The organism is Ottowia sp. VDI28 (assembly GCF_049532675.1).
In the GTDB taxonomy this organism is placed as follows: Bacteria; Pseudomonadota; Gammaproteobacteria; order Burkholderiales; family Burkholderiaceae_C; genus Ottowia.
The window spans coordinates 771,715-797,562 of sequence record NZ_CP149820.1 but is presented as its reverse complement, the minus strand read 5'-3'; the positions used below and the strand labels follow the sequence as shown (position 1 = coordinate 797,562).

The 25,848-nt window shown below is 63.4% G+C and carries 24 protein-coding genes; 4 read left to right on the top strand and 20 right to left on the bottom strand.

Annotated features, from left to right (window positions below):
* Positions 1 to 39: 39 nt before the first annotated feature.
* From WJU18_RS03660 to WJU18_RS03565, 20 genes are all read right to left on the bottom strand, one after another.
* On the bottom strand, positions 40 to 672 hold the full coding sequence (locus WJU18_RS03660; protein WP_423458817.1) for a TetR/AcrR family transcriptional regulator: 633 nt from the start codon (positions 670 to 672) through the stop codon (positions 40 to 42).
* Positions 673 to 763: 91 nt separating this feature from the next.
* Complete coding sequence (gene badI / locus WJU18_RS03655; protein WP_423458816.1) at positions 764 to 1,555, bottom strand: 2-ketocyclohexanecarboxyl-CoA hydrolase; 792 nt, start codon at positions 1,553 to 1,555, stop codon at positions 764 to 766.
* A 49-nt stretch (positions 1,556 to 1,604) separates the two neighbouring features.
* Positions 1,605 to 2,333 (bottom strand): SDR family NAD(P)-dependent oxidoreductase, encoded by a 729-nt coding sequence (locus WJU18_RS03650; protein ID WP_423458815.1) that lies wholly within the window; start codon positions 2,331 to 2,333, stop codon positions 1,605 to 1,607.
* A gap of 354 nt (positions 2,334 to 2,687) precedes the next feature.
* Positions 2,688 to 3,932, bottom strand: coding sequence for an ABC transporter substrate-binding protein (locus WJU18_RS03645; RefSeq protein ID WP_423458814.1), 1,245 nt, complete (start codon positions 3,930 to 3,932; stop codon positions 2,688 to 2,690).
* An 81-nt stretch (positions 3,933 to 4,013) separates the two neighbouring features.
* Entirely contained in the window at positions 4,014 to 4,844 is an 831-nt protein-coding gene (locus tag WJU18_RS03640; protein WP_423458813.1) for an ABC transporter ATP-binding protein, read from the bottom strand.
* A gap of 10 nt (positions 4,845 to 4,854) precedes the next feature.
* Positions 4,855 to 5,928, bottom strand: a complete 1,074-nt coding sequence (locus WJU18_RS03635; protein ID WP_423458812.1) for a branched-chain amino acid ABC transporter permease — start codon at positions 5,926 to 5,928, stop codon at positions 4,855 to 4,857.
* Between the two features lie 3 nt (positions 5,929 to 5,931).
* Positions 5,932 to 6,819 carry a branched-chain amino acid ABC transporter permease gene (locus WJU18_RS03630; RefSeq protein WP_423458811.1) on the bottom strand — a complete coding sequence of 296 codons (888 nt, stop codon included), beginning with the start codon at positions 6,817 to 6,819 and terminating at the stop codon, positions 5,932 to 5,934.
* A gap of 3 nt (positions 6,820 to 6,822) precedes the next feature.
* Complete coding sequence (locus WJU18_RS03625) at positions 6,823 to 8,751, bottom strand: AMP-dependent synthetase/ligase (RefSeq protein ID WP_423458810.1); 1,929 nt, start codon at positions 8,749 to 8,751, stop codon at positions 6,823 to 6,825.
* On the bottom strand, positions 8,738 to 9,583 hold the full coding sequence (locus tag WJU18_RS03620; protein ID WP_423458809.1) for an ABC transporter ATP-binding protein: 846 nt from the start codon (positions 9,581 to 9,583) through the stop codon (positions 8,738 to 8,740). Before WJU18_RS03620 ends, WJU18_RS03625 begins: the two co-directional genes overlap by 14 nt.
* A 40-nt stretch (positions 9,584 to 9,623) precedes the next feature.
* A complete protein-coding gene (locus WJU18_RS03615) occupies positions 9,624 to 10,892 on the bottom strand; it encodes a CaiB/BaiF CoA transferase family protein (RefSeq protein WP_423458808.1) in 1,269 nt (422 codons plus the stop codon).
* A gap of 15 nt (positions 10,893 to 10,907) precedes the next feature.
* Positions 10,908 to 12,074, bottom strand: a complete 1,167-nt coding sequence (locus WJU18_RS03610) for an acyl-CoA dehydrogenase family protein (protein ID WP_423458807.1) — start codon at positions 12,072 to 12,074, stop codon at positions 10,908 to 10,910.
* 71 nt (positions 12,075 to 12,145) lie between these two features.
* Positions 12,146 to 12,949, bottom strand: coding sequence for an enoyl-CoA hydratase/isomerase family protein (locus WJU18_RS03605; protein ID WP_423458806.1), 804 nt, complete (start codon positions 12,947 to 12,949; stop codon positions 12,146 to 12,148).
* Between the two features lie 34 nt (positions 12,950 to 12,983).
* Positions 12,984 to 13,841 carry a MaoC/PaaZ C-terminal domain-containing protein gene (locus tag WJU18_RS03600; RefSeq protein ID WP_423458805.1) on the bottom strand — a complete coding sequence of 286 codons (858 nt, stop codon included), beginning with the start codon at positions 13,839 to 13,841 and terminating at the stop codon, positions 12,984 to 12,986.
* Positions 13,842 to 13,854: 13 nt separating this feature from the next.
* Complete coding sequence (locus WJU18_RS03595; RefSeq protein WP_423458804.1) at positions 13,855 to 14,775, bottom strand: SDR family oxidoreductase; 921 nt, start codon at positions 14,773 to 14,775, stop codon at positions 13,855 to 13,857.
* 30 nt (positions 14,776 to 14,805) lie between these two features.
* Positions 14,806 to 15,963 (bottom strand): thiolase, encoded by a 1,158-nt coding sequence (locus WJU18_RS03590; RefSeq protein WP_423458803.1) that lies wholly within the window; start codon positions 15,961 to 15,963, stop codon positions 14,806 to 14,808.
* Between the two features lie 3 nt (positions 15,964 to 15,966).
* A complete protein-coding gene (locus tag WJU18_RS03585) occupies positions 15,967 to 16,377 on the bottom strand; it encodes a Zn-ribbon domain-containing OB-fold protein (RefSeq protein ID WP_423458802.1) in 411 nt (136 codons plus the stop codon).
* The gene (locus WJU18_RS03580) at positions 16,374 to 17,549 is read right to left on the bottom strand and encodes an acyl-CoA dehydrogenase family protein (protein WP_423458801.1); all 1,176 of its coding nucleotides are present in this window, start codon (positions 17,547 to 17,549) and stop codon (positions 16,374 to 16,376) included. Before WJU18_RS03580 ends, WJU18_RS03585 begins: the two co-directional genes overlap by 4 nt.
* Complete coding sequence (locus WJU18_RS03575) at positions 17,546 to 18,712, bottom strand: acyl-CoA dehydrogenase family protein (RefSeq protein ID WP_423458800.1); 1,167 nt, start codon at positions 18,710 to 18,712, stop codon at positions 17,546 to 17,548. Before WJU18_RS03575 ends, WJU18_RS03580 begins: the two co-directional genes overlap by 4 nt.
* Before the next feature lie 102 nt (positions 18,713 to 18,814).
* The gene (locus WJU18_RS03570) at positions 18,815 to 19,981 is read right to left on the bottom strand and encodes an acyl-CoA dehydrogenase family protein (protein ID WP_423458799.1); all 1,167 of its coding nucleotides are present in this window, start codon (positions 19,979 to 19,981) and stop codon (positions 18,815 to 18,817) included.
* Between the two features lie 18 nt (positions 19,982 to 19,999).
* On the bottom strand, positions 20,000 to 22,051 hold the full coding sequence (locus tag WJU18_RS03565) for an FAD-dependent oxidoreductase (RefSeq protein WP_423458798.1): 2,052 nt from the start codon (positions 22,049 to 22,051) through the stop codon (positions 20,000 to 20,002).
* A 159-nt stretch (positions 22,052 to 22,210) separates the two neighbouring features.
* On the opposite strand from WJU18_RS03565, the gene WJU18_RS03560 reads away from it, so the two are divergent.
* Genes WJU18_RS03560 through WJU18_RS03545 form a run of 4 tightly spaced genes read left to right on the top strand, consistent with a single transcriptional unit; the run spans position 22,211 to position 25,812 of the window.
* On the top strand, positions 22,211 to 23,374 hold the full coding sequence (locus WJU18_RS03560; RefSeq protein ID WP_423458797.1) for an acyl-CoA dehydrogenase family protein: 1,164 nt from the start codon (positions 22,211 to 22,213) through the stop codon (positions 23,372 to 23,374).
* On the top strand, positions 23,374 to 23,925 hold the full coding sequence (locus WJU18_RS03555; protein WP_423458796.1) for an enoyl-CoA hydratase/isomerase family protein: 552 nt from the start codon (positions 23,374 to 23,376) through the stop codon (positions 23,923 to 23,925). Before WJU18_RS03560 ends, WJU18_RS03555 begins: the two co-directional genes overlap by 1 nt.
* 8 nt (positions 23,926 to 23,933) lie before the next feature.
* A complete protein-coding gene (locus WJU18_RS03550) occupies positions 23,934 to 24,170 on the top strand; it encodes an enoyl-CoA hydratase/isomerase family protein (protein ID WP_423458795.1) in 237 nt (78 codons plus the stop codon).
* A 34-nt stretch (positions 24,171 to 24,204) separates the two neighbouring features.
* Positions 24,205 to 25,812, top strand: a complete 1,608-nt coding sequence (locus tag WJU18_RS03545; protein WP_423458794.1) for a carboxyl transferase domain-containing protein — start codon at positions 24,205 to 24,207, stop codon at positions 25,810 to 25,812.
* Positions 25,813 to 25,848: the final 36 nt, after the last annotated feature.

Here is a 25,848-nt window from a genome sequence, read left to right as displayed (position 1 = left end):
GAAGCGGCCGATAATGCCTCCCAGAGATGTTTTGTCATGTCATGCCTTGTCATGCGTGAGGATTCCATCGAACACGATGGCTGTGATTTGGCGTGCGAAGTCCTGGAATGAACCGCGCTGGGGGTTGTACCACTCGACGGTCCAGTTCAACGCGCCGATCACGAAAAGTCGAATCACGGCCAAGCCGGTGTCTTGACGCAACTCGCCGCTGGCCAGTGCCGACGCGAGCAGACGGTCCCAGTAGTCCGCATAAGCCCGGCGGACTATCTTGTGGCGATTCTTTGCGCTGGTAGGTATTTGCCCATAGACGCGAATGTTGGCCGACGTGAAATCGCCATAGTGGAGCATTCCCCACAGGTGGCCTTCGATGCCTGCCGCGATGCGGTCACGCCAGCTTGCGTCCGCTGGCAGCGCCTCGATACGGGCGCGAACTGCATTGGCGACGATTGTGATACCCTTGTCCAAGACTTCGCCGAGGATCTCCTCCTTTGATTCGAAGTGGTAATAGATGCTGCCGGCTTTGACGCCGGCCGCGTCGGCAATTTCTCGCAGGGTGGTAGCGGCATATCCATGGTGCCGGAGCAGTCGAGCGGCTTCGAGCAGGATGCGCTCGCGAGTGTCTGTGGCTTCGGCGCTGATGGAGGTGGCATCAGAACGTGGCTTGATGGTCATTTCGGTTGTTAGTTAGGTTAAACAGACCGATCGTAGCAGACATGTTCCCGCGCTCTTACACGCTGCCTACCTTAGCGGTGTCTGTTCTGGCTCATTTGCTGTCACCAGTCCATTGCCGGAAGTCTGGCAGGCGTTTCTCCAGGAAGGCGCGGACGCCTTCCTTGGACTCCGCAGTGTCATAGTACAGGCTCAGCGCCTGGAGGCCGAGACTGCCGATGCCCCGAATGTGCTCGGTGGAAGCGTTGAATGAGCGTTTGGCGATGGCCAGTGCGGTCGGGCTCTTGTCAACGATCTCCTTGCACCAGCGTGCGACTTCGGCATCGAGCTGGTCGTGCGGTACGACGGTGTTGCACAGACCCATCGCCAACGCTTCCTGTGCTGTGTAGCGTCGGCACAGATACCAGATTTCGCGCGCCTTCTTCTCGCCGACGACATGTGCCAGATACGCTGTTCCCCAACCGGGGTCGACCGAGCCAACCTTCGGGCCGACCTGACCGAACACGGCTTTTTCGGATGCGATGGTCATGTCGCACAGGGTGGCCAGCACGTTGCCGCCCCCGATCGCGTAGCCTTGTACGCGGGCGATCACCGGCTTGGGCACGTCGCGGATCGCGCTGTGCACTTCTTCGACCGGCAATCCGACGGTGCCGCGTCCGTCGTACTGACCTGAGTGCGCCGACTGGTCGCCGCCAGTACAAAATGCGCGGTCACCCGTACCTGTGAGGACGATGGAAGCAATTTTCTTGTCCCAGCCAGCTTTCATGATGGCGTGGAGCAGCTCATCCATGGTGCGACCCCGAAATGCATTCATCACCTGCGGCCGGTTGATAGAGATGTAAGCGGTCGAATCACGCTCTTCGTACAGGATGTCTTCGAAAATCATCTTGGATTTTTATGAGATAAGTTGTCGGTTGGCAGATGCTGCAAGCTGTTCAGCCGATCATGCTGTAGCCGCCGGAGACGGAGAGGACTTGCCCGGTCACGTGTCCGGCAACCTTGCTTGACGAAAGGAATGCAACGGCATTGGCGATATCCTGCGGACGGCCGACCTTGCGCAGCGGCAGTGACTTGGTGACCTTTTCCAGTTGCTCGGGGGTGAACATGCTGTCGGCGTCGACCCACATGCTGCTTCCGCCCACTTCGTCAGTGGTGCTTGGGAGCGTCACGCCGGGACAGACCACGTTGCAGCGGATGCCGTACCGACCGTTTTCCTTGGCAACTGTTTTCATGAAGCTGTTGATCGCCGCCTTGACGCCGCCGTAGACCGCTTCGCGCGGCTCGCCCTGACGGCTGGCATCGGAGCTGATCGAGACGATGGACCCTGCGTTGCGCGGGATCATCACTTCAAGTGCTGTCTTGGTGCAGTTCAGGACCCCCACATAGTTGATCTGAATTACCTTTTGCCAGAACTCGGGCGTCGTTTGCGTAAAGAACATCAGCTGGTCCCAGCCAACGTTGTTCACCAGCACATCAACGCCGCCGAATTTGTCCACAGCGGTCTTGAACATGGCCTGCACCTGGTCAAGTTGAGTGACATCGGTCTTCACCACTTGGGTGGAAGCCGCTCCCATCTGCATGGCGAAGTCGGCCGTTTTCTGCGCTTGTTCGGTGTCGATGTCGCCGATGGTGATATTCGCGCCCTCAGCGGCGAATGCCAGCACGATGCCCCGTCCGATGTTGGAGCCCCCCGGTGACGATGATTGATTTGCCCTTCAGATCGAGATCCATATTTACTCCTCGCGCGTTCGGCGCAACTTTGGTTTAGCAATAGTTAAGCTGCCTAACGATAGTTAGTCAAGCTATTGTGTTAGGTTGTTGAGCACTTCACTTATTTTTTGTCCAAGACGTGGCCAGCTAAGCTGTGTCCTGTTGGAGCGCGGCTCCACCTTGCGATGCACGGGGCCGTGAGGTACAACTTGGATTGTCGGCTGGCGGGGGAGTTGAAAAGGTGGCGGTGAGAGTTCGTCCAAAGACACCCGGGCTGTCCCGTGGCCGGGACAGCCCAGTGATCTGGCTCACCTGTTCGTCTTGGCGAACTCGGCCGATTCCTTCTTGATCACTTCCCACACCACATCGTTGTAGGCAGAAATCCAGTCAGACTGCGGCACCCACTTGGCGCCGTCCCACATCTCGATGCGGGTTTTGCCTCCACCGCCGTGATCCTTTGCAGTCACGGTGACAGGCGCGACTAGTCCGTTGGCGTCGAAGTTGCGCAGATTCTCCAGACCGGTCTTGATCTTGGCCGGGGTCAGCGGTCGGCCAGCCTTCAGACCATTGCGTACGCCCTCAAACGCTACCGAGAATATGGCCAGGCCGGTGTTGTAATACACGTCCTGCAGGTTCTTGCGGTCGCCGTTGCCCTTGCCCTTGTCGTAGAGGTCGGCCACGATCTGCTTGATCAGCGCATGGTCCTGGCCACCGGCCACGTTGGTGCCGCGCTTGATGCCCTTGGCCTCAGCCGCGCCGATGTTGGCGATGTCCACCTCGTTGAACCAGTTAACGCTGATCAGCTTGTCCATGGGGATGCCGTTGCGCTTCATTTCGCGTGCGGCCACCACGTGCATGGCGGACAGGTTCCAGGTGATCACCCAGTCCGGGTTGAAGCGGCGGATCTGCGTCCAAACGGCAGCCTGGTCGCGGCCCGGCATGGGGTTGGGGAACAGGTTGAGCTCGAAGCCTTCCTTCTCGGCCAGCGTCTTCAGGATGGGGATTGGTTCCTGGCCAAACGAGTAGTCGGGGTAGATGAAGCCGACCTTCACGCCCTTGAGGCTGCCCTTGTTCTGGTTCTTGATGTATTGGATGTTGTTGGCCATCTGACCCCAGTAGGTGGGGCCGATGGGGAAGATCCACTTGAACACGTCACCGTCAATGGCGTCACCCCGACCGACGAAGGACTGCAGCATGATGTTGCCGTCGGCCATGGCACGCGGCAGTATGGCGCGCGAGACTGGGGTAGACAGGGTGTCGAAGATCATCACGCCTTCGCGCTTGAGCTTCTCGTAGCACTCGATGCCGCGCTGCGGCTCGTTGCCATGGTCCTGGACCATGATTTCGATGGGGCTGCCTTCCAGGCCGCCTTGGGCGTTCAGGATCTCTGCGTAGTCCTTTGCGGCTTGCACGATTTGTGGTGTTACGAAGGTGTAGGCCTTGCTTAGGTCGTAGCACAGGCCGAACTTGACCGGCGCCTGCTGCGCCGATGCGGCAGACGCGCCCAGCAGCAGGGCGACACCTGAGAGGGTGGATAGCAAAGCTCGTTTCATCGCATGTCTCCTGCGTACGGTGGGTTGAATCGTCCGAGAGGCACCAAGTACGCGCATGCCAAGGACTGTGGTAGTGGACTTTTAGCTCAGCCAGCGTTTGCGTCGGCTGTAGTGTTTGATGTCGTGGAAGTTCTTGCCCTCGGCACCACCCAGGTAGAACTCCTGGATGTCGGGGTTTTTCTTCATGGCGTCGGCGCTGTCGTGCATCACGATGCGGCCGTTTTCGAGCAGGTAGCCGTGCGACACCACTTCAAGTGCGGCGATGGCGTTCTGCTCCACCAGCAGCACCGACAGGCCCTCTTGCTGGTTGATGCGTTTGACGATGTCGAAGATCTCGGCCACCAGAAACGGCGCCAGGCCCAGGCTGGGCTCGTCCAGCATCAGCAGCTTGGGTTGGGTCATCAGCGCGCGGCCAATCGCCAGCATCTGCTGCTCGCCGCCCGACAGAAAACCCGATTGCGCGGTGCGGCGCTGGTGCAGGCGCGGAAAGTAGGCGTAGACCATGTCGCGGTTGCGGTTCATGTCCGCGCGCGAGCCGCCCACCACCGCCGAGGCGGCCACCAGGTTTTCATCGGGCGTGAGGTGCTCGAACACCCGCCGACCTTCCAGCACCTGCACGATGCCGAGCTTGACGCGGGCCTGTGGTGCCAAGCCAGCGATGTCCTGGCCCATGAACCGGATGTCGCCCCGGGTGACCTCGCCGCGCTCGGCCTGCAGCAGGCCGCTGATGGATTTGAGCGTGGTGCTTTTGCCGGCGCCGTTGGCGCCCAGCAGCGCGACCATGCCGCCTTGTGGCACCTCGACCGACACGCCCTTGATGGCGAGGGCCACCTTGTCGTAGATGACCTCGATGTTGTTGAGCGAAAGAATGGGGGTCGCAGTGGGGATGGAGGTGGGGGTGGGGGTGCTCATGTCAATCGCCTCACTTGCGCGCGTAGCCAAATGGCCAGACCAGCAGGTAGTTGCGCACGTTGCCGTACAGCTTGCCCAGGCCCATGGGCTCGATCAGCAGCACCGCGATGATGGTGGCGCCGTACACCATGTGCGGAACGTGGGCCAGCGTCTCGACGCCGATGTCCAGGCCCAACACCTTGGCCATCCAGGCAATGAAGGTGTTCATCTGCCCCGGCAGCAGCAGGATGAAGGCGGTGCCGAAGAAGCTGCCGATGATGCTGCCCAGCCCGCCGACGATGACCATGGCCAACAGTTCGATGGACACATTGACCGCAAACTGCTCGGGCGTGACCGCCTTGTAGAAGCCGAACACCAGCATGGCGCCGCTCACGCCACCGATGAAGGCCGAGGTGGCAAAGGCCACCAGCTTGTAATAGAAGCTCTGCACACCGATCACCGCCGCCGCGTAGTCTTTTTCGCGCACAGCCACCAGCGCGCGGCCCAGTGCGGTGCGGCGCAGGTTCAGCATGAACAGGGTGACGAAGATCAGCCAGGCCAGCACCACGTAGTAGATGCCGGCCTCGGACGTGACCGCCTGGCCCAGCAGCTTCATGGGTGGCGATTGCAGCGTGGCCGACACGCCGCCGCTGATGGCCGGCACGTGCGAGATGACCCAGTCCATCACGAACTGCATGGCCAGGGTGGACAGGGCCAGGTACAGGCCCTTGACGCGCAGGGCCGCAAACGCGAACACCACGCCCACCACCGCCGCCATGATGCCACCCATGACCACCGCAAATTCCCAGGGCACGCCGTTGCGCGCCGCGTGCACCGAGGTGTAGGCGCCGATGCCCATGATGGCCGCGTAGCCGAAGTGGAACTGCCCGGCCCAGCCGAGGATGAGGTTGAGGCCCAGCACCGCCGCCGTCCAGATCAGCCACGGCTTGATGTAGCTGACCAGCACCAGCGAACTGAACAGCCAGGGGGCGGCCAAGGCCACCAGCAGGATGGCGATGATGGCCTTGCGCTCGAACGGGATGGGGAACAGCCCGCGATCGCTTGCGTAGTGGGTGTGGAAGATGCCAGCTTGTCGGTACAACATCGTTCAGATCCTTTCGATGTCGTGGCGGCCAAAGAGGCCATGGGGTCGAATCATGATGGTGAGGATGAGCACGGCCGCCACCACCAGTTCGCGGGTGCCGCCGCCCAGCAGCGGGTCCAGCACGCCCGAGGCCACGCTTTCCAGAATGCCCAGCAGCAGGCCGGCCAGGATGGCGCCGCCCAGGCTGTCCATGCCGCCGAGCACGGCCACCGTGATGCCCTTGAGCAGCAGCATCGCCAGGGTCTGGTCCACCGTCTGCACCGAGCCCCACAGCACGCCCGCGGTGGTGGCCACCACCGACGACAAGGCCCACGACAGTGCCACGCCGCGTTCCACCGAGATGCCCACCGACCACGAGGCGGTGTAATCGTCCGCGATGGCGCGCAGCACCACGCCGCGCCGGGTGCGGAAGAACAGCATGAAGGCCACGAACAGCACCAGCGAGACCACCGCACCCACCACGTAGGCGCGGTTGAGCAGCAGCGGGCCCAGGAACAGCGGCGCATCGCTGATGCCGATCTGCATGGGGCGACCGCTGCCACCCCAGATGGTCATGGCGGTTGCTCGGATGAAGATGTCGATGCCCAGCGTCATCATGAGAATCATGACGATGGGTCGACCGGCCAGGCGCCGCAGTGCCACGCGCTCGATGCCCATGCCCGCGAGAAACATGGTGACCATGGCCGCCGGGATGGCCAGCCAAATAGGCAGGCCGGCGCTATTGGCAAATGCGAGCACCATGTAGGCCCCCAGCATGGTCAGTCCACCTTGTGCCAGGTTGGGCACCGAGGACGACTTGTAGATGAGCACGATGCCCATGGCGACCAACGCATACATCAGGCCGGCCAGGCCGCCGTTGACTGCGAGTTCGAGGAGATACATCGGATCCATGGCTCAAACTTCCTTCACGGTTAGCAGGCGTTCGGTCACCCCGATCTCGCCCGTCTCGTAGGTGATCTGCGCGCGCATCGTCACCTGCTTCTGTCCACTGTAGATGGCTTCGATGATGGGTGCGTAGCGTTCCTCCACCACGTTGCGGCGCAGCTTGCGTGTGCGGGTGATCTCGCCGTCGTCTGCATCGAATTCCTTGTGCAGGCTCACGAAGTGGCGCAGTTTCAGCCCCTCGGGCAGGGTTTCGTTGACGTGGCGCACGGCCTGGGCGAGCAAGTCGATGACCTCAGGCTTTTGCGACAGGTCGGCGTAGGAGATGTAGGAGATGCCCCGCACCTCAGCCCAGTGGCCTACCGGCTCCTTGTCGATGCAGACGATGGCGGCGAGCGTGTCGCGGTCCTTGCCCAGCACCGCCACGTCCTTGATGAAGGGGCTGAACTTGAGCCGGTTCTCGATGTAGTTGGGGATGTAGCGTTCCTTCTTGGCGGTGTAGACCACCTCAGACAGGCGCCCCAGCACCACCAGTTGGCCATCGGGCTCCAGGTAGCCGGCGTCACCGGTGTGCAGCCAGCCGTCGGCCAGGGTTTCGGCGCTGGCCTTCTCGTTCTGGTGGTAGCCGCTGAACACGCTGCCCGAGCGGATCAGAATCTCGCCGCTGTCGCTGATCTGCACCTCCACGCCCGGAAGAGGGCGACCCACGGTGTGCAGGCGCACCTCGTTGGGGGCCTGCATGGCGTTGAAGGCACTGCTCTCGGTCTGGCCGTAGAGCTGGCGCAGGCGCACGCCCAGGGCGCGGTAGAACACAAAGGTGTCTTCACCAATCGCTTCGCCGCCGGTGAAGGCGTTGCGCAGCCGACTCATGCCCAATTGGTCCTTGATGGGGCCGGTCACCAGCCATTCACCCAGCGGGCGCAGCAGCTGTTGCAGGGTGGTGGGGGCCTCGCCCGCGAGCTTGCGCCTTTCGGCAGCGATGGCGTTGGCCATGAAGAAGTCGTATAGCGTCTTCTTGAGCCAGGTCGAGTCCTCCATGCGCACCTGCACCTGGGTCAGCAGATTGTCCCAGCTACGGGGCGCGGCCAGGTAAAAGGTGGGTGCGATCTCACGCAAGTTGTGCAACACCGTCTCAGCCCCCTCCGGGATGTTGATGGTGAAGTGCAGCGCCACCCCCGCGCCCAGGGTGATGGCAAAGTCGCCAACCCAAGCCATGGGCAGGTAGGCCAGGATGTCTTCACCAAACTCGAAGGACTGGCCTTTGAATGCATTGACCACACCGCTGAGCACGTTGCGGTGCGACAGCGCCACGCCCTTGGGCTTGCCGGTGGTGCCAGAGGAGTGGATCAGCACCGCCGGATCGGCCGGAGTGGCCAGCTCGGTCAGTTGCTGGGCCAGTCCGGCCTGCGATTGCAAACGTTTGTGGCCGTCGGCCATCAGCTGCTGCAGCGACACCAGGCCGGGCGCGGTGTAGCGAGACAGTCCGCGCGCGTTATCGTAGATGATGTAATGCAGCGACGCACCGCGCTCGCGAAGATCCAGCGCCTTGTCTACCTGCTCCTGGTCTTCGGCCAGTACGAACTGCACATGCACACTGTTGACCACATGCATGATTTCTTCGGGCGTGGCGTCCGGATAGACGGGCGTGGCCAGGCCGCCCAGCATGCCCACCGCCAACATGCCCAGATAGAGATGGGGCCGGTTGTCGCCCAGGATCAGCATCGCATGGCCTTTTTGTAGCCCCAGGGCCTGCAGGCCAGCGGCGCAGCGCAAGGTCTTGTCAAAAGCGGTCTGCCAGGTGGTCTCCTGCCAGATCCCGCGGTCTTTTTCGCGAAAGGCCACATCCTGCGGCAACTCGCGTGCATTGGCCGCCAGAAGCCGGGGTAGGGTGGTGTCCGGGGTCAGATCCCAAGTGCTGGATGTGCGCTCATTGGACGGCATGGGCACCTCCCAAGTAGGCCTTGATGACGCGCGGGTCGGCGATGACCTCGCGGGGGATGCCGGTGTCGATGACCTCGCCGTAGCTCAGCACCATCATGCGGTCGCAGATGCCGGTGATGATGTCCATGTGGTGCTCGATCAGCATCACGGTCACGCCGCGCTCCTCGCGCGCATCGAGGATGAAGCGCGCCATATATTCTTTCTCTTCCTGGTTCATGCCGGCCATGGGTTCGTCCAGCACCAGAAAGCTGGGTTCGGCCACCAGCGCACGCGCCAGCTCCACCCGCTTCTTCAGGCCCAGCGGGATGGCGTCCACCGGCTCGTCGCGCACGTTTTCCAGTTGCATGAAGTCGATCACCTCCTCCACCACCTCGCGGTGGGCGATCTCCTCGGGTCGGCTCAGCCAGGGGTAGAGGGTGGTGCGCAGCACGCTGGGCTTCATGTGCACATGGCGCCCCAGCAGGATGTTGTCGAGCACCGTCATGCCGTTGAACAGCGCCAGGTTCTGGAAGGTGCGGGCCACGCCACGGCGCGCCACCTTGTGCGGCGCCATGCCGGTGATGTTTTCCCCGTTGAGCAGAATCTGCCCTTTTTGAGGCGGGAAGAAGCCGGTGATGGCGTTGGTCATGGTCGTCTTGCCGCTGCCGTTGGGGCCGACCAGGCCAAAGATCTCGCCTTGATGGATGTGCATGTCGACGCCGGTCACGGCCACCAGGCCGCCGAAGCGCCGCTCCACATCGCGGCATTCGAGCACGGGTACTGCCGCTCGGTTGCTGGCCTGTGTCGGCCCATCCTCTTTCGCGGTGTTACTGGTACTGATGGTGTTGATCACTGTAGGTTCCTATTGCACAAAGTGATTTTAATGTCTAACATTAGTTAGATTCATGAGAGTTTACCCTTGTGTCGACAGGATTGACTCGGGCCGGGGCGTGTTGTGCCACTGTTTTCCGCGCGATCAGGGCTTCAATGGTAGCCTCGCCGTAGCCATGCTCGGCCAGTAACTCCCGCGTGTGCTGGCCGAAGCGTGGGGGTGCGCTGTGGGCCCGTCCCGGTGTGCGAGACAGTTTGACCGGAATGCCAATGCCTTGCATGTTCTCGACTTGCACCACCATGTTCCGGTGCAGGGTGTGCGGGTCGGTCAGAACCTGGGGGATGGCGCGCACCGCGCCAGCCGGAACGCCGGCGGCCAACAATTGACTGCACAGCAATTCGCCATCGACCTGGCGCAGGTGCTCCTCAAGCAGGGTGCGCAGGGCGTCACGGTTGCCAAATCGGCCCGCGTTGGTGGCGAAACGTGGCTCATTGGCCATCTCCGGGCGTCCGAGGAAGTCGCACAGCTTTTTCCACTGTCCGTTGTTGCCGATGCCTAGGAACACCTCGCAGGTGCGGGTCTTGAATTTGTCGTAGGGCACGATGTTGGAGTGCGCGTTGCCGCCGAGCTGCGGCGTATTGCCCGAGATCAGCCAATTTGCACTTTGCGGGTGCAGTAGCGACACGGCCGTGTCGTACAGCGTGGCCTCGACGAATTGTCCGCGCCCGGAGCGCTGGCGGTCGACCACCGCCAGCAGCACGCCGATGACGGCGGACAGACCGGTGGTGAGGTCCACCACCGGCACCCCGACCCGCATCGGACCGGTATCAGGGGAACCATTGACGCTCATCAGACCGCCCAGAGCCTGGGCCACGGCGTCGTAGCCCGGGGCCCCACCCAGCGGCCCATCGGCACCGAAACCGCTGACGCGGCAGTGAATCAGGCGCGGGAAGCGCTCGCGCAGCGTCTGCTCATAGCCGATGCCCCAGCGCTCGAGGGTTCCGATCTTGAAATTCTCGATCAGCACATCCGCGTCCGCGAGCATCTTCAGAACGATTTCGCGGCCCTCGGCGCGCGACAGGTCGATCACTATGTCGCGCTTGTTACGGTTGACACCCAGGTAGTAGGCAGCTGTGCCATCGTCGATGAAGGGGGGACCCCAGGCGCGGGTCTCGTCGCCGGCGGGTGGCTCCACCTTGATGACGTTGGCACCGTGGTCGGCGAGGATCTGGCCGCAATACGGCCCGCCGAGCACGCGTGAGAGGTCAACCACCTTCAGACCAGCCAGCGCCCCAAAGGCGGGGAGAGGAGAACTCGTTTTGTTGCTCATGAACAGGCGTGCGAATCAGTACGAGCGCGGTAGGCCCATCACGTGCTCGCCGATGTAGTTCAGCACCATCTCACGGTTCAGTGGTGCCGTGCGCAGCAAGCGCACCAGGCCGTACAGGTCGTAGATGCCGTACTCCTTGGTGAAACCGTTGCCACCGTGGGTCTGAATCGCTGCGTCAACGGCGTGAATACCGGCTTCAGCACCAGCGTACTTGGCGATGTTGGCGTACTCGCCGGCGGGCATGTTCTGGTCAAAGGCCCAGGCCGCCTTGAGCGCCATCAGCGAGGCCATTTCGATCTCGCTGCGGGCAATCGCCAGCGGATGCTGTACGCCCTGGTGGGCACCAATGGGCGTGTTGTTGAACACCTTGCGATCGTTGGCATAGGCCACGGCCTTTCTCAAGGCGAAGCGCCCGACGCCGGTGCACAGTCCTGACAAGATGATGCGCTCGGGGTTGAGGGTGTCGAACAGGATGTTGAAGCCCTTGCCGACTTCGCCCAGCACATCGGCCTCGGTCAGTTCAACGTTGTCGAAGAACAGCTGCCATTGCGTCTCAGGTACCGGGAAGGCGACCGGAATCAGCGTTTTGCTGATGCCTTTTTTCTTCATGTCAACCATGAAAATGGTGAAGCCGTCGGTCTTTTTCTTCACTTCGGCGCGCGCAGAGGTGCGGGTGACAACCATCACGTAGTCAGCGCAGTTGGCATCGGTGATGAAGACCTTCTGACCATTGAGCTTGAAGCCGCCTTTGCCGTCGGACTTGGCGATGCTGGTGATCTCAATCGAGTTCGAGCCGGCGTTGGGTTCGGTGATGGCGAAGCAGAACTTGATCTCGCCGGTGCAGCCGCCCGGCAGAAACCGGCGCTTCATGTCCTCGCTCGCGTGCTTGGCCAGCAACCCCATGGTCATGGTTGGACCGACCACCAGGTTGAGCAGCGGGATGCCGTTGTTCGCCAGGCCTTCCATGAACAGCAGCATCTCGGTCATGCCCTGGCCGGCACCGCCATAAGCTTCGGGCACCATGATGCCCAGAAAGCCGTCGCTGGTGATCTGCTGGTACAGCTCGGTGGGCCGCTCATTCTTTTCGGCGTAGCCGCGCCAGTAGTTGTGGTCGAATTGTTTCGAGATACGGTCGCCGTACTCGTAAATCATCCGCTGTTCTTGGGTCAGCGCGAAATCCATGGGTTTCTCCAGTGCAAGGTTGTTTGGAATGGGAATGGGCGCGGGATGCGCCCATTCAGCCGGGTAGTGGTTCAGTTGTTGGCCGAGGGGAACTTGGGCGCGCGCTTCTCGCGCACCGAGGCCACGCCTTCCTTGGCGTCCTCACCCAGGAAGCACAGCATCTCCATCGCCAGCGAGCTCTCGAAGATCGGGCGCGCCACGTTCATCCAGCCGTTCAAGGAGCGCTTGGTCAGGCGGATCGCCTGCTGGCTGCCTGCGGCCAGCTTGTTGGCCACGGCCATGGCCTTGTCCATCAGTTCGGCGCGCGGCACGCACAGGCTCACAAGGCCGATGCGCTCGGCTTCCTTGCCGCTGACGAACTCGGCCGTCATCAGGTAGTACTTGGCCTTGGCCATGCCGCACAGCAGGGGCCACAGAATGGCGGCGTGGTCGCCGGCGGCGACGCCGATCTTGACGTGGCCATCGGTGATCTTGGCCTCCTCGGCCATGATGCTGATGTCGGCCAAGAAGGCGACCGCCAGGCCGGCACCCACGGCCACGCCGTTGATGGCCGAGATGATGGGCTTGTCACAGGCCATCATGTTGTAGACCACGTCCGAGGCCTCGGTCATGGTGTTGGCGATTTCCTTGGGGTTGCCGACCATGTTGGCCACCCACTCCAGGTCGCCGCCGGCCGAGAAGGCCTGGTCGCCGGCACCCGTGATGACGGCCACCTTGGTCTTGGCGTCGTCGTTGACCACGGCCCAGATCTTGGTCAGCTCCCAGTGCAGGCGGCCATTGGTCGCGTTCATAACCTCGGGGCGGTTGATGGTGATCACCAGTACACCGTTTGGCTTGTGATCGAATTTCAGAAATTGGAAGTCAGCGTAGTTCATCTTGGGTCCTTGAAAAAGAAAAATGAAAATAGGCTCAGCGCAACTCGGCGCGTCCGTTGTTGAGCACGACAATGTCGCGTTCGAGGGCTAGGGCGCGAAATGACACGACCTTGCCTTCGATCCAGATCTCGGTGCGGATCGTCTCACCAGGGTAAACCGGCGAGGAAAACCGCACGTCGATCGATTGCACGGCAGCCGGGTCACCACCGCACACGCTTTGGGTGATGGCCCAGCCCGCGATGCCGTAGGTGGCCAGTCCGTGCAAAATAGGTCGCTCGAAGCCAGCCGCGCGCGCCACCGCGGGTTCGGCATGCAGGGGGTTGTAGTCGCCTGAGAGGCGATAAACCAGTGCGGCGCGCGGCTGGATGGCGAAATCGACGCTGCGGTCAACGGCGCGCTGCGGTAACTCGTGCACGGCCTTCACTGGCCCGGTCGGACCACCGAAGCCGCCATCGGCGCGGCAGAAGGTTGACGATGTCAGCGTGGCCAGCAGTTCACCGCTGGCGGCATCCTGCACCCTGCGCTCGGTGTAGATCAGCGCCCCTTTGCCGGGGCCCTTGTCAACAATGCCCGTGACGCGCGTGCGCCCGATCACCTCGCCTTCGGGGGGCACGGGTCGGTGCAGGCGCAGGCCCTGTTCGCCGTGCACCAGGCGCACCCAATCAACCCCGGTGTCGGGCTCCTTGAGCCACATGCCTGGATAGCCCAGCACCACCGGCAGGGTTGGCAGCGCAACGAGGTTCTTCTCGTAGACAAAGCGCAATTCGGCTTCGTTGGTGGGGTCGGCACCCAGGCCGATGCCCAAGGCGTAGAGCATGGTGTCGCGCTGGGTGTAGCGGTGCCGCACGTCCTCGAAAGGCCATGCCATGAGTTTGTCGTAGTTGATCGCCATGGTGGTGGGGCGCTCAGACCGGGTCCCACGAGAACACGATGGCCGAGTTCTCCAGCGGCGTGAAGATGGGCTTCATCGACGGCAGCACGCGCTCGGCGATGGTCTCGGGCGTCCAGCCCTCGGCGGTGTGCATGCCGCGCAGCGGGCGGGGCTGGCTCATCAGGAAGATTTCGTTACCGCGCACCGCGAATATCTGGCCGCTGACCTCGCGCGCAGCATCGCTGGCCAGGAAGGCGACCATCGGCGCGATCTTCGCCGTATCCATTTTCTTCAGCTTCTCGACCCGTGCCTGCTGCTCGGGCGTCTCGGTCGGTATGGAGCCAATCATGCGGCTCCAGGCGAAGGGAGAGATGCAATTGGAGCGCACGTTGTAGCGCTGCATGTCAAAGGCGATCGAGCGCGATAGCGCCGCGATACCGAGTTTGGCTGCGGCGTAGTTGGCCTGGCCGAGGTTACCCAGCAGGCCGGAGGTCGAGGTCATGTGCACATAGGCACCGGACTGCTGGGTCTTGAAGTGCGGTGCCGCGGCGCGCGAGACGTAGAAACTGCCGTGCAGGTGCACATCGATCACCGCGTGCCATTCTTCGATCGACATGTTGAAGAACAGCCGGTCGCGCAGGATGCCGGCGTTATTGACGACCACGTCAATGCGGCCAAAGGTGTCGGCCGCGCATTCGATGATGCGGTTGGCGGCCTTCCAGTTGGACACGCTGTCGGTGCTGAGAACCGCCTGGCCGCCCAGGGCCTTGATCTCATCGACTACTTGCTGGCCCGGGCTGGCGTCGTTGCCTTCGCCCCCGATCGAGGCACCGATGTCGTTGACCACCACCTTGGCACCTTGTGCCGCCATCTGCAACGCAATGTCGCGACCGATGCCCCGCCCCGCACCTGTGACGACGGCCACCTTGTCTTGCAGCATGATGCCTTTGTTCATGAAATGACTCCTGGTTGTTGATATAAAAAATCAGACGGTGGCGGCCGTGCCCAACAGCGCCGTCACCTGGCTGGAAAGAACGCCGCCATTGCCATGGCACAGCGCGACTTGCGCATCGGCCACCTGGCGCGCGCCGGCTTCGCCGCGCAGCTGCTGCACGGCCTCAATGAGCAGGAACATGCCGTACATGCCCGGATGGCAACAGGAAAGTCCGCCGCCGTTGGTGTTGACCGGCAGTTCGCCGCCCGGTGCGATGCGTCCGTCGCGCACGAAGGCGCCGCCCTCGCCCTTGGCGCAAAAGCCCAGGTCTTCGAGGAATAGCAGAGTGTTGATGGTGAAGGCGTCGTACAGCTCCACGACATCCACGTCCCTGGGCGTGAGGTCGGCCATGGCGAAGGCGCGCGGGCCGGATTCGGCGGCGGCCGTCACCGTGAGGTCGGGCATGGAGGCGATCTGGCGGTGCCAGGTGGCGGCTGCCGCGCCCAGCACATAGACCGGCGGCTTGGGAAAGTCGCGCGCCCGCTCGCTCTTCACAAGCACCAGGGCGCCGCCACCGTCGGTGACCAGGCAGCAATCGAGCACCGACAGCGGATCGCTGACCATGCGCGCGGCCAGCACCTGTTCGACGCTGAGCGGATCGCGCGCATGGGCCAGCGGATTGAGTTGCGCCCATTGGCGCGCCGCGACCGCGATGTGGGCCAGGTCTTCGCGTGTCGTGCCGTATTGATGCATGTGGCGTGCGGCGGCCAGGGCGTAGCTGGAGATCGGGTAGCGTGGCGCGTAGGGGGCTTCGTACAAAGGCGTCTCGGCCATGGACTTGAGCTTGCCATGGCCCGAACCCTGGTTGCTGCCGTAGCACACCAGCGCCACTTCACACTGTCCGGTGTGCAGCGCCATGGCCGCGGTGAGCAGGTGGCCGACGTAGGACGAGCCGCCCACCATCGTGGCTTCGCAGAACTTGGGGTGGATGCCCAGGTATTCCGCCACCGACAGGCCGGCCAGAAAGTGGTAGGACGAGCCCGTGAACAGGCCATCGACATCGGATAGTTTTAAGCCAGCATCGGCCAGCGCGCCGTGTACCGCCTCGCCCAGAATTTCGAGCGCACTGCGGCCAGGTGCCATGGGTGCGCCACCCAGGCTGGCGCCGACGATGGCGGCACCGCCACGCAGGGGGAAAGTGGTGCTCATTGGTTAACTTTCACTGTGCGCCGCAGCCACGAAGACGAGCAGCTTGCCCTGGGCCGGATCATCGATCACCCGTGCCTGCACCGCCATGCCGATGCGCACCTGTTCGGGTGGCACGCCATCGACCCGCGACATCAGTCGCGGCCCCTCGGCCAGGTCCACCAGCGCGACGTTGTAGTCACCGCCGACCTCGGCCTTGCGCCGCACCGTGGTGCTGGAATAGACCTGAGCGGCCCCGCTGGCCTTGACCCAGCCCAGCTGCGCCGAGCCGCAATACGGGCACAGCGCGCGCGGATAGAAGACATGCTGACCGCACGCGGCGCAGTGCTGGATCTGAAAGCGGCCCTGCGCCAGCGCGGCCGCGAACTGTGCGTCCGGGCCGGGGCCGGCGAAGGGGCGGGTCTGCGCGGCGTTCATGCGGGCAGATTGAGCACGTTGGAAGCGAGGATGGTGCGCTGGATTTCGTTGCTGCCGCCGTAAATCGTGGCGGGCCGGGCGTTGTAGAACGAAGTCAGCGCGTCCACCGGGCCGCCGGGCAGTTCGGTCGAGCCCGGCGTGCCGCCGTTGGCGCCCAGAATCTCCACGAGCAGGTCGGCCAGACGCGAATAGGTTTCGGTACCGAAGATTTTGAGCATGGACACATCCGGCCCCAGGGCTTCGCCGCGCTTGACCTGCTCGATGAAGCGGCCGTAGAGCGCACCGAGGTCGGCCACGTCGAGGGCGAGCTTGGTGTAACGATCGACGAAGCCCGCGTCGTCGAGCAGGCCCAGGCGCCCGGCGGCCTCTTGCACGCGCGCCAAGGCGTACTGGCTTTGCTTGGGGCTGCCAAGGAAGATGCGCTCGAAGCCTAGCAGGGCCTTGGCGATCGTCCAGCCCTTGTTGAGCTGGCCCACGATGTTGGCACGCGGCACGCGCACGTTTTCGAGGAACACCTCGCAGAAGTCTTCGCCGCCGGCGATGTTGCGGATGGGGCGCACGCGGATGCCGGGGATGGTCATGTCGGCCAGCAGGAAGCTGATGCCTTCCTGCTTCTTGCCGGACTTGTCGGTGCGCACGAGCAAAAAGATGTGCGTCGCGTCCTGCGCGAGCGTGGTCCAGATTTTTTGCCCGTTAACGATGAAGTCGTCGCCATCGACCACGGCCTCGGTGCGCAGGCTCGCGAGGTCGGAGCCCGAGTTGGGTTCGGAATAACCCTGGCACCAGATGTTTTCGCCCGCGAGAATCTTGGGCAGGTAGTGCGCACGCTGCTCTTCGGTGCCGTACTGGATCAGCAGGGGGCCAACCATGGTGATGCCCATGTCGGGCGCGCGACCCACGCCCCAGCGTTCCTGCTCTTCAATGAAGATGATGAGCTTTTCGGGCGACAGGCCCATGCCGCCGTACTGCGTGGGCCAGCTCGGGGCCACCCAGCCTTTTTGCGACAGCTTGAGGAACCAGTGCTTGATCTCGGCCCAGCGCAGACGGCGCTTGGGGTAGCGCAGTTCCCTCGGGTATTCGGCTTCGAAAAACGCGCGCACCATGGCGCGGAAGCTCTCGTTGCCCATGGCGTTCCAGTCGGTGCTGGAAGGTGCTGCGGTGGAGGTGTTCATGCGTGTTCCTGCTCGGTGAGGTTACGGGTGAGGGCGGCGTAGCGGCGGCGCTGCTGCGTGCCGTTGCCCAGCCAGGCCGAGAGCACCAGGGCGCGCTGCAGGTACAGGCCCAGGTCGTATTCGTCGGTGACGCCGATCGCGCCGTGCAGTTGCACGGCCTCGCGCGCCACTTGCAGGCCGGCGTCGGAAGCGCGCGCCTTGACGCGGCTCGCCATGGCCGAGCGTGCCGTGGCGGACGTGTTGGGGTCGTCGAGCAGGGCCAGGGCCTGCGCGAGCACGCTCGCGGTCAGCTCCTGCTGGATCAGCAGGTCGGCGGCGCGGTGCTGCAGCGCCTGAAAGCTGCCGATGGGCTTGCCGAACTGCACGCGCGAGCGCAGATACTCGAGCGTCATGGCCAGCATGCTGCGCACCAGGGCCAGCAGTTCGGCGCTCGTGAGCACCAGGGTTTCGTCGTACGCGCGCGTCAGCGCAGCAGAGGCTGCAGCACCTTCGGCGAGCAGGTTTTGCGCTGGTACGCGCACGTTGGCGAGTTCGACTTCGGCGGCATAGCTGCCGTCGGCCAGCAGCTGGCTTTGTATGGTCAGGCCGGGGGTGTCAGCGGGCACCCAAACGAGCGCCAATCCTTGCGCGCCATGGGCACTGACGATAAAGCCGTCGGCGCCCGCGCCGGGGCGCACATGGCGCTTGCGGCCCTGCAGTTGCAGGCCATCCGCCGTGCGCTCGAGCCGCGTGCTGGCGTGCTCGGGCTGGTCCTTGGCGCCGGTGAGGTCTTCCTGCCAGGCCACGGCGGGCAGCAGCGTGCCGGCGGCCATGTCGGCCAGCAACTGGTTTGCGAGCGCGACTTGGGGCACATGCGCGAGCAGGCGGCCGGCAAACACCAGCACGGGCACCACGGGCTCGGGCGCCACCTGCGCTGCGAGCGCGCCGGCGACCTCGGCCATTTCGGCGAGGCCCTGCGCGTAACCGCCCTGCGCCTCGGGCACCAGCAAGCCCGTCCAGCCTTGCTCGGCGAGCGCGACCCAGAAGTTACGGTCGAAGCCGGGTGGCTGCTGGCGCAGTGCGCGGGCGCGCGTGAGCGGGGATTCTTTGCTCGCGAAACTGAGGGCACTTTCGCGCAAAATGGAGAGCTGTTCAGCGCGTTCGCCGTCGGTGGAAATACTCATGGTCGGATCGGTTCTGGCTTGGAGGATGAAATCTGGAAAGGAGCCGCAGGCCGCTTGGGACAGCAGGTACAAAGCCGGCGGCAGGTAAAAGCCATGGGCGGTTCAGTACGATTTGGGCAGCCCCAGCACCTTCTCGGCGATGAAGCACATGATGAGCTGGGGGCTGATGGGCGCGATGCGCGGGATCATGATTTCGCGCAGGTAGCGCTCGACGTGGTATTCCTTGGCGTAGCCGAAGCCGCCCAGCGTGGCCATGGCGCGCTGGCAGGCGTTGAAGCCGGCCTCGGCGGCGAGGTACTTGGCAGCGTTCGCATCGGCGCCGCACTCGAGGTGGTTGTCGTACTTCCAGGCGGCACGCATGGCCATGAGCTCGGCGGCTTCGAGCTCCATCCACGACTGCGCGAGCGGGTGCTGTATGCCCTGGTTCTTGCCGATCGGGCGGTCGAACACCTCGCGTTCCTTTGCGTACTGCACGGCGACTTCGAGTGCCTTGCGGCCCAGGCCCACGGCTTCACCCGCGATCAGCACGCGCTCGGGGTTCATGCCGTGCAGGATGTATTCAAAGCCGCGGCCTTCTTCGCCGATGCGATCTTCGACGGGCACGCGCAGGCCGTCGATGAAGACCTGGTTCGAATCGACGGCCTTGCGGCCCATTTTTTCGATTTCGCGCACTTCAACGAAGCGGCGGTCGAGGTCGGTGTAGAACAGGCTCAGGCCGAAGGTGGGTTTTTTGCACTCCTCGATGGGCGTGGTGCGCGCGAGGATGAGCATTTTGTCGGCCACCTGCGCGGTCGAGATCCAGACTTTCTGGCCGCTCAGGATGTAGTGGTCGCCGGCGCGCTCGGCGCGCGTCTTGAGGCGCGTGGTGTTCAGGCCCGTGTTGGGTTCGGTAACGGCGAAGCAGGCCTTTTCCTTGCCCTGGATCAGCGGCGGCAGCATGCGGCGCTTTTGCTCTTCGGTGCCGAAGACCGCGACGGGCTGCAGGCCGAAGATGTTCATGTGCACCGAAGACGCGCCCGACAGGCCCGCGCCCGATTGGGAGATGGCCTGCATCATCACCGTGGCCTCGGTGATGCCCAGGCCGCCGCCGCCGTACTCGGGCGGTAGGCAGATGCCCAGCCAGCCACCCTCGGCCAGAGCGCGGTGCAGCTCATGCGGAAAACCACCCAGCCGGTCGCGTTCGAGCCAGTAAGCGTCGTCGAAGTGCGAGCAGATTTTGGTGATCGCATCGCGGATCGACGCATGTTCTTGATGGGGTGCGAAATCCATGGGGCGCTTTGGGTGAGTTCAGATGGCCAGCCCGAGGCGTGTGCCCTGGTCAATGGCGCGCAAGGCGTCCAGTTCGGCGGCAACCGCCGCACCGCCGATGATCTCGGGCGCAAGGCCGAGCGCGCGCAATTCGGTGGCCAGCGCGTTCTCGCTGTCCTGGCCGGCGCAAATCACGATGGTGTCCACATTGAGCGTTTGTGGCTGCCCCCCGATGCTCAGATGCAGTCCGGCGTCGTCGATACGCTCATAGCTACAGCCCGACAGCATGCGCAGGTTGCGTCGAGCCAGTTCGGCCTTGAGTGCCCAGCCAGTGGTCATGCCCAGGTTGCGTCCGGGTTTTTCCGGTTTGCGCTGCAACAGGGTGACCTCGCGTGGCGATGTCACGGGCCGCATCGGTTTCAGGCCACCTGCGGCTGAGGGTGAGGTGTCGACACCCCATTCAGCGTAAAACCGGTCGACTGCCTGCGGCGTACTGGCGTCCCCGGCCTGTTCTTCGTGCAGCAGGAACGCAGCCACATCGAAACCGATTCCCCCGGCGCCGACCACCGCGACCCGGCGACCTGCCTGCGCCCGACCCGACAGCAGGTCGGCATAACTCACGACTTTCGGATGCTCGATACCCGGGATCTGCGGCAGGCGCGGGCGCACGCCGGTGGCGATCACGATGCGGTCGTATTGGCCCTTGGCGAGCGCTTGGGCCTCAGCCCGGCAGCCAAGCTTTAGCGTGACGCCATGCCGCGCCACACCCTGCTGAAAGTAGCGCAACAGTTCATTGAACTCCTGTTTGCCCGGCACGGCCCGAGCCAGGTTCAACTGGCCACCGATCTCTGGCGCGGCCTCAAACAGGGTGACCGCGTGACCGCGAACGGCTGTGCTCAGCGCGCAGGCTAGCCCGGCCGCGCCGGCGCCGACTACCGCCACCTTGCGTTGCGCCGCCCGTGGCGGCAGCCGCGAGAATTCGAGTTCACGGCCAGCGCGGGGATTGACCAGGCAGGTGGCGGGCCGGTCGGAGAAGATGTAGTCTAGGCAGGCTTGGTTGCAGGCGATACAGGTGTTGATCTCTTCGGCGCGACCCTGCGCCGCCTTGGCAACGAAGGCGGCGTCAGCCAGGAATGGGCGCGCCATCGAGACCATGTCGGCGTCGCCGCTGGCAAGAATCTCTTCAGCCAGCGCAGGTGTGTTGATGCGGTTGGAGGTGATGACCGGTATCGAGACGGCCTTTTTGATCCGGGCCGCCGCGAAGCGCCAGGCAGCACGTGGCACCACGTAGGCAATGGTGGGTATGCGTGCTTCGTGCCAGCCGATGCCAGTGTTGAGGATGTCGGCGCCGGCGGCCTGTACTGCCTGGGAGAGTTTGGCGATTTCGTCCACCGGGGCGCCGCCTTCGACCAGATCCAGTGCCGACACACGGTACATCAGCAAAAACTGCGGACCTACCCGCTCGCGTACGCGACGCACGATTTCCACCGGCAGGCGGTGGCGGTTTTCCATGCTGCCGCCGAATTCGTCGCTGCGATTGTTGGTGCGCGTGACGGTGAACTGGTTGAGCAGGTAGCCTTCCGAGCCCATGATCTCGACGCCGTCAAAGCCGGCGCGCTGGGCGAGTTCGGCGCAGCGCACGAAGTCGGCGATGGTCTGCCAGACTTCGGTCGTGCTCAAGGCGCGGGGCCCGCGCGGATTGATCGGGGACGGAATGTCGGAGGCACCGACCGGCCGTGCGACCTTGGCGTAGCGCCCGGTATGCAGGATTTGCAGAATGATCTTGCCGCCCTCGGCATGCACCGCCTGAGGAATGGGTTTGAGCGCATCGGCCTGCTCCGGCGTGACGAGCAGGGGACCGGTTTCATCCAGCAGGCCATCCTGGCAGGGCGCATAGCCGCCGGTGACGATCAGGCCGACGCCACCGCGCGCCCGCTCCGCATAGAACAGGGACAGACGCTCTATCGGCCGGTCCAGCGACTCCAGTCGTGTGTGCATGGAACCCATCAGCGCCCGGTTGCGAAGAAAATGCGCACCGACCTTCAGTGGAGACAGCAGTCTTGAAAAGGGGGCTGCGGGACTGTTGGTCATTTAAAAGATTTCCTTGTACATCTAACTAACACCTGTTCGGTGCTATAGTAACAAAAAACCACCGCGTTTTGCACTCGGGGTTCTCTTCAATTTTTGTTTCTGGCTGCTGTAGGCGCAGCAGGCGGTTGTTTTGGCAGCAGTCAACCAGGAGATATAGCCATGATTTTTGATGACGATCAAATTGCGCTGCGTGACGTGGCACGCCGCTTTGCACGCGAGAAGCTGCGGCCCGATTACCAAAAGCGTGAGTCGCAGCCGGGTATTGACCGGGCGCTGTTCAGGGAAATGGGGTCTCTCGGCCTGATCGGTGTCGACTTGTCCGAAGAGTACGGTGGTCTGGGCTTGAGTGGCGTAACGGCAGGCCTCATTACCGAGGAAATCGCCTATGGCGACTTCAACGTGAGCTATATGCAGTTGCTGAGCTCGTTGATGGGGGCCATCATCCATGCCAATGCGGCCCCCGAGCTGGCGCGCACCTGGAACAGCCGGATCGTGGCGGGCGAGGCCATCGTCGCCCTGGGTCTGACCGAGCCGCGGGGCGGCTCGGATGCAGCCAACCTGCAGCTCAAGGCGCGCCGCGTTGGCGACGAGTACATCCTCTCGGGTGAGAAGACCTCCATCACCTTTGCCGACCAGGCCGATGCCATGGTGCTGTTTGCGCGCACCGGCAAGCCAGAAGATGGTGCGCGCGGTATCACGGCCTTGCTGGTGGATTTGAACCAGAAAGGCGTGCAGCGCACCCGCTTCAACGACGTCGGCAGCAAAATCATCGGCCGCGGCTCGGTGTTCTTCGATGACGTGCGGGTGCCGGTCGAGAACCGGCTGGGGGCGGAAGGCAAGGGCTTCACGCAGGTGATGCAGGGTTTCGACTTCAGCCGCATCCTGATCGCCCTGCAATGCATTGCCGCAGCGCAGGCGTCGATCGATGAAACCTGGGAGTACGTCAAGGAGCGTCAGACTTTCGGCGCACCGCTGGCGCAGTACCAGGGCGTGAGCTTTCCGATTGTCGAATTCGAGACACTGATTTCCGCTTGCCGTCAGCTTTGTTACCACGGTCTGGCCTTGCGCGACGCGGGTCAACCGCACACGGCAGAGGCCGCCATGGTCAAGTGGATGGCCCCCAAGACCTCGTTTGATGCCATCCATCAGTGCCTCCTGACCTTTGGTCACTATGGCTGGTCGATGGATCTGCCGCACCAGCAGCGCATGCGTGATGTGATGGGTCTGGAAATCGGCGACGGTACGGCGCAAATCATGAAGCTGATCGTCGCCCGTGAGCGGGTGGGCCGCGCTGCCGTGCAATACGCCAAGGAGAACAAATAGTGCAAGCTAATAATCAGGCATCTCCCGTAGTGGTTAGCCGAAGCGGCGCGGTCGGGATCATCGAGTTGGCCCGTCCTGAGAAATTCAATTGCCTGTCGATGTCCGCGCATGCGGGCATCGAGGCTGCGCTTGATGGATTCGAGCAGCCTGGATCCGGCGTGCGTGCCATCCTGATCCGCGCGCAGGGAAAGCATTTCTGCACCGGCGCCGACCTGGACGAGGTGAAGTCCTTGCGCGGTGATCCCGCCAAGCTGAAGCATTTCATCTCCTATGGCCACGGGGTTCTCAAGCGCCTGGAGCGCAGCGATCTGCCGGTGGTGGCGGCCTGTCAGGGCCTGACCCTAGCGGGCGGGAGCGAACTGATGCTGGCTTGCGACATCATTTTTGCTGCCAAGGACGCGCGCTTTGGCGACCAGCATGCTCAGTTCGGCCTGATACCCGGCTGGGGCGGCAGTCAGCGCATGCCGCGCATCGTCGGCCTGCGGCGCGGCCTGGACCTGTTTTTTCGGCGCGCTGGATCGATGCCGCCACAGCCGAGCAATGGGGGCTGATCAACTATGTGGTCGAACCCGATCAACTGGGTGAAGCGGCGCTCGCCTACTGCACCAAACTCGCCACGCGCAGCCGAATCGGCATCGCCACCATGAAGCGCCTCGCCCGTCAGGGCATGGAGGGTTCATCGGAGGTCGGTCTCCAGCTTGAGGAAGACCTGGCCAGCGCGGCCTTGCTCGATGACGACGTCAGTGAAGGTCTGGCGGCGTTCGAGGCGCGCCGCACGCCGGTGTTCAAGTCCTGATGACTTTCCTTGACGAATTAGTGCGAGTACGCAAATGACCATCCTCTCCTCACGTGTGTCGACTTCGGACGACGAATTTCGGCTCAACCGCGAAGCCTACGAGGCCGTGATTGCGAATCTGCAGGCCCGTCGCCAACAGGCCCTGGCCGGTGGCCCTTTGAAGGCGCGGGAAAAACACCTGGCGCGCAACAAGATTTTGCCGCGCCATCGGGTCGAAGTGCTGCTCGATCCGGGCTCACCCTTCCTGGAACTCGGCATGCTGGCCGGTGAGGGTATGTACGACGGCGTGCCGCCCGGCGCCAGCATCATCACCGGCATCGGTCTGGTGCAGGGCCGTGCGTGCATGATCATCGCCAACGACGCCACCGTGAAGGGCGGCACCTACTACGGCATGACCTGCAAAAAGCACGTGCGCGCGCAGCAGATTGCCTGGCAGCACCGCCTGCCCTGCATCACGCTGGTCGATAGCGGCGGAGCGTTTTTGCCGGAGATGGCCAACATCTTTCCCGATGTCGGGCAGTTCGGCAGCATCTTCAACAACCAGGTTCGCATGTCGGCCGAGGGTATCCAGCAGATTGCCGTCGTGATGGGGCCGTGCACGGCGGGTGGGGCCTACATTCCGGCTCTGTGCGACGAGGCAGTGATTGTCAAGGAGCAGGGCTACATGTACCTTGGTGGCCCCGAGTTGACGTTTGCCGCCACCGGCGAGACAGTGGATGCCGAGTCGCTGGGTGGTGCCAAGATGCATTGCAGCGTCAGTGGCGTCACCGACCATATCGCCGAAGATGACCGCCACGCGCTGGCCATCACGCGTGAGATCGTGCGCGACCTGGGTGAACAACCCAAACCGCGCTGGACGCGTCAGCCCTCGGTGCCGCCGCGGTTCGATCCGCATGAGATTTACGGCATCATCAGCCGCGACACCAAGATTCCGACCGACACGCGCGAGATTCTGGCGCGCTTCGTCGATGACAGCCGGTTCCAGGAATTCAAGCCGATGTACGGCGACACCCTGTTGACCGGTTTTGCCCGTATTCACGGCCACGAGGTGGGCATCCTTGCGAACCAGGGCGTGCTGTTTCCAGAGAGTGCGATGAAGGCGGCGCACTTTATTGATTTGTGCTGCCAGCGCGACATCCCGCTGCTGTTCATGGCGGATGTGACCGGTTTCATGGTCGGACGCGCCGCCGAACAGGCCGGCATCGCCAAGGCGGGTGCCAAGATGATCACGGCCATGGCCTCGGCCAACGTGCCCAAGTACACCATCATCATGGGTGCCTCTTACGGCGCTGGTTACCTGGCCATGTGTGGCCGGCCGTTCAATCCGACCGCAATGTTCGCCTGGCCGACCGGCCGCGCGGCCATCATGGGCCCGGATCAGGCCGCCACCGTGATGGCGCTGGTGCGCAAGCAGATCAACAAGACCGAGGGCCGCGAATGGACGCCCGAGGAAGAAGAAGCTTTCAAGGTGCCGGTGCGCAAGATTTACGAAGACTTCCAGCCCGCCACCAACTTCTCTTCCAACCTGTGGGTCGATGGCATTCTTGATCCGGTGGAAACGCGCGATGCCATGGGGCTGTTGCTCGACCTCGCTTCTCGCACCGCCGCCAAACCGACGCCGTTCGGCGTTTTTCGCTTCTAACCAGGACGCAAACCATGCAACGCATCCACACCGTCT

Coding starts and splice junctions, on each gene's coding strand:
- WJU18_RS03595 (WP_423458804.1), bottom strand. CDS start 14,775: ATGAACAAAGGCATCATGCTGCAAGACAAGGTGGCCGTCGTCACAGGT.
- WJU18_RS03560 (WP_423458797.1), top strand. CDS start 22,211: ATGATTTTTGATGACGATCAAATTGCGCTGCGTGACGTGGCACGCCGC.
- WJU18_RS03580 (WP_423458801.1), bottom strand. CDS start 17,549: ATGAACACCTCCACCGCAGCACCTTCCAGCACCGACTGGAACGCCATG.
- WJU18_RS03635 (WP_423458812.1), bottom strand. CDS start 5,928: ATGTTGTACCGACAAGCTGGCATCTTCCACACCCACTACGCAAGCGAT.
- WJU18_RS03610 (WP_423458807.1), bottom strand. CDS start 12,074: ATGGATTTCGCGCTGACCCAAGAACAGCGGATGATTTACGAGTACGGC.
- WJU18_RS03570 (WP_423458799.1), bottom strand. CDS start 19,981: ATGGATTTCGCACCCCATCAAGAACATGCGTCGATCCGCGATGCGATC.
- badI (WP_423458816.1), bottom strand. CDS start 1,555: ATGATTTTCGAAGACATCCTGTACGAAGAGCGTGATTCGACCGCTTAC.
- WJU18_RS03645 (WP_423458814.1), bottom strand. CDS start 3,932: ATGAAACGAGCTTTGCTATCCACCCTCTCAGGTGTCGCCCTGCTGCTG.
- WJU18_RS03625 (WP_423458810.1), bottom strand. CDS start 8,751: ATGCCGTCCAATGAGCGCACATCCAGCACTTGGGATCTGACCCCGGAC.
- WJU18_RS03565 (WP_423458798.1), bottom strand. CDS start 22,051: ATGACCAACAGTCCCGCAGCCCCCTTTTCAAGACTGCTGTCTCCACTG.
- WJU18_RS03630 (WP_423458811.1), bottom strand. CDS start 6,819: ATGGATCCGATGTATCTCCTCGAACTCGCAGTCAACGGCGGCCTGGCC.
- WJU18_RS03605 (WP_423458806.1), bottom strand. CDS start 12,949: ATGAACTACGCTGACTTCCAATTTCTGAAATTCGATCACAAGCCAAAC.
- WJU18_RS03545 (WP_423458794.1), top strand. CDS start 24,205: ATGACCATCCTCTCCTCACGTGTGTCGACTTCGGACGACGAATTTCGG.
- WJU18_RS03660 (WP_423458817.1), bottom strand. CDS start 672: ATGACCATCAAGCCACGTTCTGATGCCACCTCCATCAGCGCCGAAGCC.
- WJU18_RS03615 (WP_423458808.1), bottom strand. CDS start 10,892: ATGAGCAACAAAACGAGTTCTCCTCTCCCCGCCTTTGGGGCGCTGGCT.
- WJU18_RS03575 (WP_423458800.1), bottom strand. CDS start 18,712: ATGAGTATTTCCACCGACGGCGAACGCGCTGAACAGCTCTCCATTTTG.
- WJU18_RS03600 (WP_423458805.1), bottom strand. CDS start 13,841: ATGGCGATCAACTACGACAAACTCATGGCATGGCCTTTCGAGGACGTG.
- WJU18_RS03640 (WP_423458813.1), bottom strand. CDS start 4,844: ATGAGCACCCCCACCCCCACCTCCATCCCCACTGCGACCCCCATTCTT.
- WJU18_RS03590 (WP_423458803.1), bottom strand. CDS start 15,963: ATGAGCACCACTTTCCCCCTGCGTGGCGGTGCCGCCATCGTCGGCGCC.
- WJU18_RS03585 (WP_423458802.1), bottom strand. CDS start 16,377: ATGAACGCCGCGCAGACCCGCCCCTTCGCCGGCCCCGGCCCGGACGCA.